General features: G+C 55.9%; 11 protein-coding genes and 2 pseudogenes. 6 read left to right on the top strand and 7 right to left on the bottom strand.

What is annotated here, in order from left to right; genetic code table 11:
- Window positions 1-160: 160 nt before the first annotated feature.
- Both CR155_RS21320 and CR155_RS03275 read right to left on the bottom strand, forming a co-directional pair.
- Window positions 161-241, bottom strand: a pseudogene (locus tag CR155_RS21320) (hypothetical protein); the annotation flags it as partial.
- Between the two features lie 39 nt (window positions 242-280).
- Window positions 281-799 (bottom strand): annotated as a pseudogene (locus CR155_RS03275) (JAB domain-containing protein); the annotation flags it as partial.
- An 801-nt stretch (window positions 800-1,600) separates the two neighbouring features.
- On the opposite strand from CR155_RS03275, the gene CR155_RS03270 reads away from it, so the two are divergent.
- Complete coding sequence (locus tag CR155_RS03270; RefSeq protein WP_102068567.1) at window positions 1,601-2,863, top strand: hypothetical protein; 1,263 nt, start codon at window positions 1,601-1,603, stop codon at window positions 2,861-2,863.
- A 70-nt stretch (window positions 2,864-2,933) separates the two neighbouring features.
- On the opposite strand, the gene CR155_RS03265 is transcribed toward CR155_RS03270, so the two are convergent.
- From CR155_RS03265 to CR155_RS03245, 5 genes are all read right to left on the bottom strand, one after another.
- Complete coding sequence (locus tag CR155_RS03265) at window positions 2,934-3,251, bottom strand: helix-turn-helix domain-containing protein (RefSeq protein WP_102068566.1); 318 nt, start codon at window positions 3,249-3,251, stop codon at window positions 2,934-2,936.
- On the bottom strand, window positions 3,229-3,618 hold the full coding sequence (locus tag CR155_RS03260) for a type II toxin-antitoxin system RelE/ParE family toxin (RefSeq protein WP_102068565.1): 390 nt from the start codon (window positions 3,616-3,618) through the stop codon (window positions 3,229-3,231). Before CR155_RS03260 ends, CR155_RS03265 begins: the two co-directional genes overlap by 23 nt.
- A 366-nt stretch (window positions 3,619-3,984) precedes the next feature.
- Complete coding sequence (locus CR155_RS03255) at window positions 3,985-4,911, bottom strand: 2-hydroxyacid dehydrogenase (protein WP_102068564.1); 927 nt, start codon at window positions 4,909-4,911, stop codon at window positions 3,985-3,987.
- A gap of 62 nt (window positions 4,912-4,973) precedes the next feature.
- Complete coding sequence (locus CR155_RS03250; protein ID WP_102068563.1) at window positions 4,974-6,281, bottom strand: NAD(P)/FAD-dependent oxidoreductase; 1,308 nt, start codon at window positions 6,279-6,281, stop codon at window positions 4,974-4,976.
- Window positions 6,282-6,311: 30 nt separating this feature from the next.
- Window positions 6,312-7,031, bottom strand: a complete 720-nt coding sequence (locus tag CR155_RS03245; protein ID WP_233213870.1) for a helix-turn-helix domain-containing protein — start codon at window positions 7,029-7,031, stop codon at window positions 6,312-6,314.
- Between the two features lie 219 nt (window positions 7,032-7,250).
- On the opposite strand from CR155_RS03245, the gene CR155_RS03240 reads away from it, so the two are divergent.
- From CR155_RS03240 to CR155_RS03220, 5 genes are all read left to right on the top strand, one after another.
- Entirely contained in the window at window positions 7,251-8,858 is a 1,608-nt protein-coding gene (locus CR155_RS03240; protein WP_102068789.1) for a dipeptide ABC transporter ATP-binding protein, read from the top strand.
- A gap of 136 nt (window positions 8,859-8,994) precedes the next feature.
- Window positions 8,995-10,569: a peptide ABC transporter substrate-binding protein gene (locus CR155_RS03235; protein WP_199171662.1), complete on the top strand. Its 1,575-nt coding sequence runs from the start codon at window positions 8,995-8,997 to the stop codon at window positions 10,567-10,569.
- 73 nt (window positions 10,570-10,642) lie between these two features.
- Window positions 10,643-11,593 carry an ABC transporter permease gene (locus tag CR155_RS03230; protein ID WP_102068561.1) on the top strand — a complete coding sequence of 317 codons (951 nt, stop codon included), beginning with the start codon at window positions 10,643-10,645 and terminating at the stop codon, window positions 11,591-11,593.
- A gap of 21 nt (window positions 11,594-11,614) precedes the next feature.
- A complete protein-coding gene (locus CR155_RS03225) occupies window positions 11,615-12,493 on the top strand; it encodes an ABC transporter permease (protein ID WP_102068560.1) in 879 nt (292 codons plus the stop codon).
- A gap of 160 nt (window positions 12,494-12,653) precedes the next feature.
- A complete protein-coding gene (locus CR155_RS03220; protein ID WP_102068559.1) occupies window positions 12,654-13,244 on the top strand; it encodes a phenylacetic acid degradation protein PaaY in 591 nt (196 codons plus the stop codon).
- Window positions 13,245-13,270: the final 26 nt, after the last annotated feature.

Raw genomic sequence — 13,270 nt, 5'->3', positions numbered from 1 at the left:
GAGGCCTCGTCGTTATGTGGAGCGATGTTCGGCTTTTCGAAATTTTTGCGGCAGTGGTCGGCCAATTTGGCCCGAGGCAATGAGCCTTGCAATGTTGGGGCTTGACCTGGCGCTTGGTGATTGTCGTCTGGTGCCGGTAGTCGAAGTCTTCCAGGTGTTTCTCCAGAGGCAAGCCTGCTTGGCGATGGTGCCGGCTGATGCGGCTGCGCGTGCGCTCGGCAATCTCGTGCTCGGCCAGCATCTGCGCGAAGTTCAGATGCGAGAGGTCATTGGCTTCGGCTTGTGATAACGAATTAGTGGTCTGTCCGGTCACAATAATGTGGTCCAGTAATCGAACATCAATCAGCGCCAAGGCATGCTTTAAGTGCCGCGTCAAAGCAAGATCGGCCTCGCTAGCCTCGGGTGTGCCGCTTGGGTGGTTGTGTGACATGATGATTGCAGCGGCGTCCAGGCGTAGGGCAGTCTTAACGATTTCGCGCGGGTATACGCTAGCCTGAGTCAATGTTCCATGGCTCATTTCCATGTAACGGATCACCTTAAACTGGCTGTTCAGATACAGCACAGCGGCAACCTCGTGCCGCATGCCTGACAGTTTCGACTGAAAATACCGTTTGACGGTTTCCGGGTTCCCCATTGCATCCCGATCACTAATCAGACTTTCGGCAGCGATCCGCGCGGCGGCGAGCACGTGCGAATCGGTCGCGGCACGATATCGTCCTGATGGACTGCGCACATAAAGCGTCTGCCTCGCGTTCATGTTGTCATAGCCCAAAGCTGCAGTGTGGTTAACGTTTTCCATTGTCCTATCCTTCAATTGCCGGTTTGTTTTCCTGCTGACCGAGGCCGAAGATTCCGAGCCTGATCTTAGGTTTTCGGCGTTCGCAGTAATACGGTTCCTGCGGTGTTGCCGCCGTTGCCGTGAGTTCGTCGCCTTGCCGTGCTGAACTGCTGGCCGGGGCTGATGAACAGGACCGTGGAATATATGGAAGGGGCCCGCCAAGCGGGGAGGAAACCGTTTATGCCGCGAAAGCCAGGGCAGCGGGCACGGTTGGCGGTACAGTCGGCGTTTTGGGCGACGCATTCATGGCAATGGGAACAGACAGCCCGATATGCACTGATTGCAAATGCTGGCTCGCGCGGCGAGCGCCACTACCGGCTGGTAGCCGGTCGAATTGAGGGTTGTTGTTTGGATATCTGAGAGATGCTAACCGTATTACTTCCGGCAGGCTATCCGAAGGAGGACGGTGTATTAGCTGCTTTGTATGTATTCCGGCATACCGTACTCGGTATGAGGATCACACCTGTCAACGGCAGTTGAATCTTGACCCCTGGGAGGTGCGGACGACTCACCGGTTGACGACGCGGTCGCAAAGCCCTGTCTCGTCCTCTAAAGTCTCCCGTACCTTGGCGGCTGCGTAGGGTTTTAGTTGGAGGGCGATATGGAGCCGCCTCCATTCGAGCAATCTGGCGTATTAGCTATGAGGTAGGAATGGCATTGGTTTTTCGTTGCCCGGAAGAAAAGGAAGGTAAAGTAGCGTAGCGCATTATTGTGCGTAGGTTTTGAAAAGCAATTATTAAGTGTTTATTTTGAGGAAGAGTGATGGAGATTTTGACCGACGAGGTATTCGGGATAAGCAGAGAACTCCCATTGAACTATGTCTCCCGTGCATCTGCCGACGAAGTTCTGGTTGGGAATTTAGGGCGAGACCGGCACTTGGTTATATACGGAAGCTCCAAGCAAGGAAAGACGAGCTTGAGAAAACATTGTCTCAGCGACGATGACTATATAGTCGTGCATTGCTCTAACAAATGGCAACTCAATGATTTGCATTCCGCAATCCTAAAAAAATGCGGTTTTGAAATCACTTTGTCCAACGAGAAATCCCAATCCGGTAAGAATAAGATAGTCGCAAAAATTGCCGCCAAATTTTTTGGCGCTCAAGCCTCCGGCGAATATTCAGGTGAACGTGAGAAAAAAACAGTTGTGGAAACCAAGCCTTTAGAGCTGGACCCAGAAGACGTTAACGACATAATTACTGCCTTGAATTCCGTAGACTTCGAAAAATTTATTGTTCTGGAGGATTTTCATTATCTTCCGGTTGAAACGCAAAAAGACTTCTCCGTCGCGTTAAAAGCTTTTCATGAAAACTCGAAATTGTGCTTCATAGTTATCGGCGTCTGGCTCGATGAAAACAAGCTTACTGTGTACAACGGGGATCTGACCGGAAGGGTGCTCTCCATTGACGCAGACAAATGGAACAGGAACGAATTGGAGGAAGTCATTGATAGCGGCGCCCGCTTATTGAATATTGAGTTTGATAAGTCTTTTAAGGAAAACCTGCTGGATAACTGTTTTAGCAGCGTGAGTATTGTTCAAGAGGTGTGTCATAGATGCTGCATACAGCAAGGCGTGACCAAAGAGCAGGCGCAGACGCGTGTTATTGGTCAGGGTATCGACGCAAAAGGAATAATCCAAAATGTTGTTGGCCAACAGTCGGGCAGATTTAACTCATTCATCACGCAGTTTGCGGACGGTTTTCAAGCCACGGAGCTTGAAATGCATCGTTGGTTGCTTTATCCGATACTAGTGACAGACACTCTTCAACTCGGTAGGGGGATCAGGCAAAAGGACATTAGGGAAATGCTGCGTGAGCACCATCCAAGAGGCCAGGATTTGAATCAGGGCAACGTTACACAAGCTCTGCAGTCCACCGCAGCGCTTCAAATTAAGAAAGACATAAAGCCCATGATTTTGGATTATGACCAAACCAATCTCAGACTAAATATTGTTGATAGAAGCTTCCTGATATGGCTTGATAACCAGGAACGACGTGACCTATTATCAATAGCTGATTTAGTTTGATCGGTTACTTTGAGCGCTGCCGCTCATGTAATACTTCTATCCCGGCACCGGGGCCGAGATCGGTCCACTCCTAGGCGATGGCCTGGATACCGTGCTTTTCTACTACGGTCAATAGGCGCAAGGCAGGGCCGCCCGGTTTCTTGACGCCGCGCTCCCAATCAGAGACAAGATTCTTGCTGACGTTGAGGTAAAGGGCAAAAATGGGCTGCGACAAGTGTTCGCGTTCGCGCAGGGCGCGGATACTTTCAGGTGCCATGGGCCGCGCCGGCGTCAGGCAGGTTTCGTCGAACTCGCGCATGGTCTGCTTGTCGATGGCTCCGACTTCGTGCAGCGCTTCCATCGTTTCATGGATGGCTGCGTAGGCTTCATTCCGGTATTTCTTCGTCATGATCGTGTACCTCCGTAAATTGCTTCTGATCGATCAGCTCGGCCAGGTGAGTGTCTGAAAGACCCAGCACATACCCGGCCGCTTTCTTGAATGCAACTTCCTCGCCATCGTCAATATTGTCGCGTTCGTTCTTAGAGAACCCATAGACGAAGAAAGCGCGCTCTGTCGTGCGGTACAGAATAATGGTCCGAAAACCGCCCGACTTACCCTGCCCAGGGCGTGCCACACGCTGCTTGATGACGCCACCGCCTAGATCAGCGTCGATTAGCCCCTGTTCGGCGCGGATAATGGCTGTCAAAAGCGCCTTCTCAGTGATGCCCTGTTTTCGGGCAAAACGCTCAAACCAGGCATTCTTGAAAACCCTCATACAGCTGCCTTAGCAAGATTTATATAACACTTAGTATTACACAATATAAGGCTTATTGCAAGATTTTAGACCGCTCGGCTGGAGTCTCAGTACGCTGCGAGGTTTGCCGCTAAAACTGGATAGTGTGGTTGCGTTGATTCCGCATTTGGTACAAACTTACGACTGCGCTTGGGTACAAAGGGGTACTTGGGTGTCATTCTAAGCGATGTTTTTAAACGGTTTTTATTTTAACGGCCAGTTTCCCTCCGTCTCCGCCAAGATGTGCTAAACCCCTTGAAGTTCCAGAAGACACTGGAACTTCAAGGGGTTTATTTATTTTGGAAAGCTCCTGGACCAGTAGCGGAAAAGGCACGGGCAAAAGGAGCCTCAATATCCACGTTGTGGGTCGACGAGTCCTTTCGGCGCCTTGCCCGCCAGGATGTGGCGCAGATTGGCAATGGTCGCTTCGGCCGCGCTTTCGGCGCGGGTATGGGCGGCCACATGCGGTGTCAGCACCACCTTGGGGTGCGACCAGAGCGGGTGGTGGGGGGGTAGAGGTTCGGGGTCGGTCACATCGATGAATGCCGCTTCCAGGTGTTCAGCATTAAGCGCCGCAAGTAGCGCTTCCTGATCCAGATGCCCGCCCCGGCCCACCTGAACAAGCGAGGCCCCTCGGGGTAGCTGCGCAAAGAGGTCGGCATTCAGGATGTGCCGGGTTTCTGGGGTGAGCGGCAGCAGGCAAATCAGGATGTCGGTTTCAGTCAGCATCGCCATTAGTCCTTCGGGACCATGATATGAGCGGATACCCTCGATCGCCTTCGGGCTGCGGCTCCATCCAGCCAGGCGGAAACCGAAAGGCTTGAGCGCGTTGAGCGACGCCTGCCCGAGCTCTCCAAGACCCAGTACCGAGACGCGGCGCTGGTCAGCCCAGGTGAAATCCAGATTGATCCATTCTCGGCGCCGCTGCTGCTCGATATAGGCGGGCAGGCGGCGATGCAGAGCCAACACGCTCATCACCACATAATCCCGCATCAGGCTGGTCAGGCCGCTTTCGATCATGCGGACCAGTTTCACGCCCGGCGGGATTGGTGCCTGCGTCATCTGATCGACTCCAGCCCCAACCGAGAAAATAACGTCGAGGTTTGGGTAGCGCTCGGCCATATCATCCGGGTAATTCCAGGTTATCAGATAGCGGACCTCGCGCGGGTCGACCTGCGTGGCATCGCTGACGAAAGGCACTTCCGGCAGGTCACGGGCGAAGCTGCGGCGAAAAACCTCGACGCGTTCAGGGTAGGAAAGCATGAGGAGCGTCATCAGATATCCTTGCTGGATCGAGGCCACCGATCTCTTGCGAGGAACGGCGGCAGAAAAAGGGTCTAGCGCGTGGCGCGTGCCAGCGCAATACGGTCCTGCAACCGATACACCTGGATGAAGGCTGGCATGAAATAGGGCTGGCCGGCATAGAACGGGATGGAAGACATTGGCCGGAAATCGAAAGCCGACTTGCGCTGATCGTCGCCCAAGAGCTTGTGTGCGGCACGGCTGCCAATCCAGGGTGCCCAGACAACGCCAGAACCACAAAAGCCCGTGGCATAGGTCAGGCCCTCGTGCTCGAAGATTCGTGGCAGCATGTCGCGGTGCATGGCAACATTGCCGAACCAGCTGTGGCTGATTTTCACATCCGCGAGTTCCGGGAAAAGATTGATCAGCCCATCTCGCAGCGCGACAGTCGGTGCTGCCGGATCGCCGCTTTGCGAGGCATCGCGGCCACCCAGCAGGATGCGCTTGCCGTCTGGGGAAGGGCGGTAATAATAGCCAAGAACCTTGCTCTCACCACACATCATCTTGCGCGGCATCAGCTTCATCATCAGCTCGGGTGGCAGTTCTTCAGTAGCAATGATACGGCTGCGCACCGGCACCAGACGACGGCGTAGCCAGGGATCGGCGCCATCGGCATAGCCATTGGTGCAGATCAGCACCTGTCGGCCGGTAATCGTGCCCGCCGTAGTTTCGACCCGAAAGCCCGTGGCGTCCTTCGTGATGGATTTCACCGCTGTATTGGAGTGCACCGTGACGCCCGCCGCCAGCGTGATGCGCAGGATCTCGGCATGGTACTTCGCTGGATGCAACCCGCCGATGTCCATGCGTACTGTGCCGCCGCGATAGTAATCCGTGCCTAGATACTGGCGTTGTTCGGCATGGGGGACAGCATAGGATTCGATTCCGAGTGTCCTCTGCAGTTTCTCGGCGCCGCGGGCCATCGTCTCGTACTGCTCTTTGCCTATGGCGCCGTAGAAGCGGCCGGTTAGGTTGAAATCGCAGTCCAGGCCTTCGCTGCGGATGAAGTCATAGATAAATTCGCGCGCGGCCTTGCCTTCGGCCTCGATGGCGTTGGCGTGGTCTTCGCCGTATTTCCGTACCAGTTCGGCATAACCGAGCCGGATGTTGCCGCTGGTAATGCCGCCATTTCGCGACGAGGCGCCCTCGCCAGGGTTCATCTTGTCCAATACAACGACCGAACGGCCCGCCCGTGCGAGCGTCAACCCCGCGGTCAGCCCGGCATAGCCCGCACCGACGATGACCACATCCGCCTGTTTAGCTAGCGGCTGTTCCGGCAGCGGCTGAACTGGCGCGGCTTCCCACCAGTAGGGGGTACTCTTTTCGGCAATTCGGGATGATTGCATGACGGACTTTCCTTTTTGCGGTGAGGGGGGCTATAAGTGGCGGTCGAACTGTACCGCCCCGATGATCCAGAGGACTTCTGTCGATGTGTCGCTAGTGTTGCGCAGGGAGTGCGGTTGGTTACTGTCGAAAACGAAGCTGTCACCCGTCTCTAGTTCGGCGGCTACATCATCGACGCTCAGGATCACCTTGCCGGACAGGACGAGCCCGCCTTTTTCCGCCGGATAGCTGAGTGCCTTCCCGCCGGATTCGCCGCCCGGCTCCAGCCGCAGGATCATGATTTGCAGATGCTGGCGGCCCGGCGGGGTCAGGAGCTCCTTGTGCAGGATGCCCAAATCGATCACGGGGCGCTGCGCGCGGCGGCGTACGAATTGCGGGTCACTGGTCACAGGAATTTCGTTCCCGGTCTCTCCGAACAATTCCTGCATTGAGATGTTCAGTGCCCGCCGCAGAGAGGTCAGGAGTCGCATCGATGGATTGGCGATGCCCCGCTCCACCTGGCTGATCATCCCCACCGAGACCCCCGAGGCCTGCGCAAGACTCTGGAGCGACAGTCCCTTCTGTTTGCGCAGCTTCCGGAGATTGGCGCCAAGCTGAAATTCGGACACCCCTGGGGGTGGCGTAGCAGTAAAGCGCGGTTCCGTGTCTCTTCGCATGGTGGTGCTGAAATTCCCTATTGACAGAAAATGGCGGTCAAACAATATAATGAAATATTCCTGAGAAATTTTCAACATAAACGTGTTGAGTCTCATGAGAAATCATAACCACCTTATGAGCGTCCGAATTGTTGAAAAGCCCATAAAAAATGCATATTAATGCAGAAAAGCTACCGTTGCGCCATATTTTCGAGCGTGTTGAGTTTAATTAGACCTTACAGCAATTTTTAATATATATTAAATTTTTCAGTCACCATGACACCATAGGAGAGCACAGTGGGTTCTATACCGGCAGGCAACACGACCCCCGCAGCCATGCTCTCGGTGCGCAATCTTTCAGTCAGCCTGCCTCCCGGTATGGAGCGCGCCCACGCCGTCAGCGCAATTTCTTTCGATCTTCTGAAAGGGCAAATACTCTGCATCATCGGAGAATCGGGCTCGGGAAAATCAGTGACGGCCAATGCGATCATGGGTCTGCTGCCCAAGGTGATCCGCGTGACTGAAGGTTCGATAAAGCTGCTCGATAACGAAATCCTTGATGCCGACCCTGAACACCTGCGAAACCTGCGCGGACGGGTGGTTTCCATGATCTTCCAGGACCCGCTTTCGGCATTGAACCCCTTGATGACAGTGGGGGCCCAAATCGCCGAGGCAATGACGGCTCACGGTGAAGGCACCGCAGAGAGCCGCAAGGGCCGCAGTCTTGAGCTATTAGCCGAAGTCGGTTTACCGGACCCCGCACTGATGTATCACCAGTACCCATTCCGCCTGTCAGGCGGGCAACGGCAGCGGGTGATGATTGCGATTGCGCTGGCAATGGAGCCAGCAGTGCTCATTGCAGACGAGCCGACCACCGCTCTCGACGTGACCACGCAGGCACAGATACTGAATCTGATCCGCGATATCCAGCGTCGCAAGGGGATGAGCGTCATGTTCATCACTCATGACTTTGGTGTGGTCGCGGAGATCGCAGACAGCGTCGTCGTGATGGAAAAGGGCAAAATCGTCGAGCAGGGATCTGTCGACAAAGTGCTGAAAAATCCAGACCATCCCTACACCAAGCGCTTGATCGCATCGGTGCCGGAGCTGACCGGCACCGACCGGGTGCTGCCCGAAACGTCAACATCGCCTATCCTCAAGGTTGAGCATCTGGTCAAGACCTATAGCAGCGGCAGCCGTTTATTAGGCAGCGAGCGCTTGAGCAGGGCAGTCGACGGCGTCTCCTTTGAATTGAAACCCGGCCGAACCCTTGGCGTGGTGGGCGAGAGCGGTTCGGGCAAAACTTCACTCGGGCGGCTGCTGATCAAACTGATGAAAAGCGATAGTGGCAGCATATTTTTCGAGGGCACCGATATCGCGCAGATGGCAGAAGGTACTTTTCGCGCGCTGCGCCCAAAGATCCAGATGATTTTCCAGGACCCCTTTGCCTCGCTCAATCCACGCTCGACTATCGGCCATATCCTGACCGTCGGTCCGGTGGCGCACGGTACCGCCTACCCCCAGGCCCGCGAAGAAGCGATGGCGCTGTTATCGCATGTCGGCCTCGATGCCGGAGCCTTCCGGCGCTATCCGCACGAATTTTCCGGGGGACAGCGCCAACGCATTGGCATTGCCCGCGCACTGATGTTCAGGCCGAAGTTGCTTGTGGCCGATGAGTGCGTCTCTGCGCTCGATGTTTCGATCCAGGCGCAAATTCTGGAGTTGCTCGACCAAGTGCAGCGCGAGACGGGTGTGTCGATGGTCTTCATCACCCATGATCTGCGCGTTGCCAGCCAGATCTGCGACGAGATTGCCGTGATGCAAAAGGGTAAGTTCGTCGAGATAGGGCCGCCCTCGCAGATTTTCCTCGCCCCGAAGTCCGCCTATACCCGGGAGTTGGTTTCTGCCATACCGGGCAAGGAGCAGGCCAGAAGGGCCGCGTGACTGAGTAATTGCTGTATCAACAAGGCCGTATAAAGGAGATCGTCTCATGACTGACCCAATTATCCCGAAAACAACCCGCCGTTCAGCCCTGAAAATTATGGGTGTTGCCGGTGCAGCGGGTTTGTTTGCCCCGTACTTGTTGGGCAAGCCCGCTTTTGCCCAAACCCCTCCAGCAGCACCTTCTGGCAGGGTCATCGTCGGTTTGTCGCAGGAGCCGACCGTATTCAACCCGCTGATGTTGAAGATTGAGGTTGATGATGGCATCCACTTTTCGGTTTTCGACGCGTTGTTCAGAACGATGCCGGACGGATCCATCGTGCCAAACCTCGCCATCGAGGTGCCGAGCCAGGAAAATGGCGGGCTTTCCGCCGATGGTCTGCAATGGCGCGTGAAGCTGCGTGACGATGTGAAATGGCATGATGGCGCCCCGCTGACCGCCGAAGACGTCAAGTTCACGCTTGAATTGATCGTCGATCCAAACTTCCGTAGCTGGCGCACCGCCGGACATAACCTCGTATACGACATTGCCGTGGTCTCGCCGAACGAGCTGACCTGGCGAATGAAAGAGCCCTTTGCGCCGTATCTTTCCTTCCTTACCGAAACTTTCATCGTTCCCAAGCACGTACTCGAGCGCGAGGCAGACAAGAACGCCGCCGCCTTCAATCAAGCGCCGATTGGTACCGGCGCATTCAAATGGGGTAAACGCGTTGCTGGCGACCATATCAATCTGGTTGCCAATGCCAACTACCACGGCGAAGGCCCTTATATCGAGCAGTTGGTCTTCAAATATATTCCTGACCTGACAGTGCTTTACACCCAGTTCAAGAGCGGCGACATCGATCTTGTGGGGCGCCAATATATCACCCCCGACAATTATGCCGAGGCGAAGACGCTTAAAAACCGGGTGGTCCAGTTGCAACCGGCGCCGGCCGTCGAACAGATTTACCTCAATCTGGAACGTCCGGTCTTCAAAGATCTGGCCGTGCGCCAAGCAATCTATGCAGCCATTGATAAGCAGTCGATCATCGATGCGCTCTACTATGGCCTGCCCGAGCCCGTCGAATCCTACATGCCGCGCGGCTCGATCTACTACAACAAAGACCTGCCTAAGCACGAGTTCAGTCTTCAAAAGGCAGCAAAGCTGCTTGACAGCGCAGGTTGGGTGAAGGGGCGTGACGGAATCCGCGCCAAGGATGGCGTGCGGCTTTCGTTTACCAATTCAACCACGACGGGCAACCATCTGCGCGAACAGATGCAGCAATTTGTCCAGCAAACACTGAAGGAGATCGGCATCGAGATGACCATCTCGAACCTGCCCGCCGCTGTGATTTGGGGGGATTTCTGGACATTGTCGCAATTCGATTCTGTCGTGGTGGGCATCAATTATCTGGTCGGGGCTGATCCGGATGTATTCAACCGCTTCCATAGCGGTGCAATTCGGGCCAAAGGCGGACGAGGTTCGAACACCGCGCAATATAGCAATCCGCGAGTGGACAAGCTGCTGGAAGAAGGTGCCCGCAGCTTCGACCAGGCACGCCGAATTGAGATCTACAGGGAAATTCAGGATACAGTGCGCGCCGATCTGCCCTTTCTGCCCCTGTTTTCAGAGAACTCCGTCCAAGGCTGGAAGTCGGACATCAAGGGCGTGGTCAGCAACAGCAACACCCGCAGCGAGTCCTGGCATGCAGCGGGCTGGTCCCGTAAGGCCTGATCGTATGCGTCGCCCGGGCAAGCGCAGTGCCCGGGTATTTCTTTCAAAGTCCTGTAATCCCGATGGGGGCTGAATGGCCGGATTTCTGTTTAATCGCTTGTGGCAGAGCATTATCCTGCTGGTGATCGTATCTATCATCGGCTTCACGGTGCTAAACATGATACCCGGCGGTCCATTATCGCAATTTGCACTCGACGCCAGCATGACGCAAGCAGACATCGACCGCCTGACCCGTCAGCTTGGCCTGGACAAACCGCTGATTCTGCGATATTTCGACTGGGCGTGGCGAATGCTGCGAGGAGACTGGGGCACCTCTTTTCGCGACGGCGTCCCGGTCCTGCAGGTGATCGGTCGACATCTGTTTGCCACGCTGTTGCTGATGGGATCATCGACCGCCATTTCCATCGCCATCGGTACGTGGATAGGTATCCGTGGCGCGACGCACCGTTATTCGGGCTTCGACTACACCGCTACCGTTGGCGCCATGATTGCGCTTTCCATCCCGACTTTCTGGTTCGGTCTTGTCGGTATCTATGTATTCTCGCTAAAGCTGGGCTGGGTGCCCGCGGGCAACATGTACACCATCGGCGATCAATCGGTGCTCAATTACCTGCATCACCTTGTTCTACCGAGCCTCGTTCTCTCCCTGGTCAGCATCGCCACCTGGAGCCGCTACATGCGCTCGGCGACGCTTGATGTGATCAACCAGGACTTCATCAAGACTGCCAGGGCCAAGGGCGTGCGGGAGCGTCGAGTCGTGATGAAGCACGTGGTGGGCAATGCTCTGCTTCCCATGATTACGCTGGCGGGAATGCAATTACCCACCATTCTCGGCGGCGCGCTGGTAACCGAAACGGTTTTCACCTGGCCCGGAATGGGAAGGCTGTTTCTCGACAGCCTCGGATACAGCGACTACCCGGTGGTGATGGGGCTTCTGATGCTCTCCGCCGTTTTGACCCTGCTTGGAAACCTGATCGCCGACGTCATTGTGGCGATGGTCGATCCACGTATCCGCCTTGCCTGACCCCTTAATCAGGAGACTGTTATGACTGCTATTGCAACATCGTCGAACCACAGTCGCTGGTGGCAGAGCCGGGCCGTGCGCCGGTTCGCCCGTCATCGTCTGGCCCTGGTCGGGATCTTCATGATTACTGGGCTGACATTGGCTTGTATTGTGGGCCCCTGGCTTCTGCCTTACGACTCGCTTTACATCGACCTGCGCGCGCGCTTCGCTCCTCCCCTTACCGGGCAACACTACCTGGGTACCGACCCTCTGGGTCGCGACCAGGCTGTGCGTTTACTGGAGGCCGGAAATATCTCGCTCCTGGTCGGCTTCTCGGCGATGATTCTCTCGACGATCATCGGTACCGCAGTGGGCGTGATTGCGGGCTATCGCGGCGGTTGGCTGAGGGCGACGCTGATGCGGATGGTCGATGCCTTCCTGGCTTTTCCCTCGATTTTCCTCGTGCTGGCGCTTGCCGCACTGCTCAAGCCCAGTCCGACAATGATCACTGTGATCATTGCCGTCACCAGCTGGATGGAGGTCGCCCGTATCGTCGAGGCCGAAGTGAGCTCCCTGCGCGAGCGGGAGTTCGTGCAGGCAGGGCTGATGCTGGGGCTAAGCAGCCGCCACATTATGTTTCGCGAGATTCTGCCCAATGTCATGGGCCCGATCATTGTGGCCGCCACCCTCACTGTGGCACGCGCTATCCTGCTCGAAGCTTATGTCAGCTTCCTCGGCTACGGGATCCAGCCGCCACTGCCAAGCTGGGGCAACATGCTGAACGGCGCGCAGCAATATCTGGCGACCGCGCCATGGCTGGCCATCGTACCGGGCATCACCATCACCATTGCGGTGACCAGCTTCAATTTCATTGGCGATGGGCTGCGTGATGCACTGGATGTGCGTAATGATCACTTATAAAAGGTAGTTGCGGATTCGGCGCTCTGGATCGACCATGTTTAGCGTTCGATCTGACCGAATCCGCGGCGGACGGGTAGAAAGCCTTGTCCATAAGGCAGGCACGCTGGTAAATTGAACGACAGTTGCGCAAACAGGTATAAAAATCTCGGAGACCTTCCGCATGTTCAAAGTCTATGCCATCGATGGCATCGTTCCCGTGGTTCATCCTTCCGCCTACGTGCATCCCACGGCGGTCCTCATCGGCGACGTCATTGTCGGCCCGGGTGTCTATATTGGTCCGCTGGCCAGTTTGCGAGGTGATTTCGGTCGTATCGAATTGAAGGAAGGTTCCAACGTACAGGACACCTGCGTCATTCACGGCGTGGGCGGTAATGACACGATCGTCGAGATCGATGGCCACATCGGGCATGGTGCTGTGTTGCACGGCTGTACCATCGAGCGCAACGCAATGGTGGGCATGAATGCGGTGGTCATGGACCAGGCCGTCATCGGGCATTCCAGTATCGTCGCGGCCATGGCGTTTGTGAAAACAGGCCTGGCAGTGCCGCCGCGTAGTCTGGTGGTAGGGGCTCCGGCACGTATATTGCGCGAACTGAGCGATGCTGAAGTGGCGAACAAGGCATTTGGCACGCGTCAATACCAGATGCTTACCCGCCGTTGTCTGCAAACCATGCAGGCGGTCGATCCGCTCACATCGGTCGAACCGGGCAGGGCGCGCCTCACGCCTGAGCTGGTGAGCCCGTCGGCCTAGCGCGTTGTTTGGCTAACCAAACAGCA

The organism is Pollutimonas nitritireducens, from assembly GCF_002849615.1.
Taxonomy (GTDB): domain Bacteria; phylum Pseudomonadota; class Gammaproteobacteria; order Burkholderiales; family Burkholderiaceae_B; genus Pollutimonas; species Pollutimonas nitritireducens.
The sequence above is the reverse complement of the archived record's forward strand: the minus strand, read 5'-3'. Positions and strand labels throughout refer to the sequence as shown.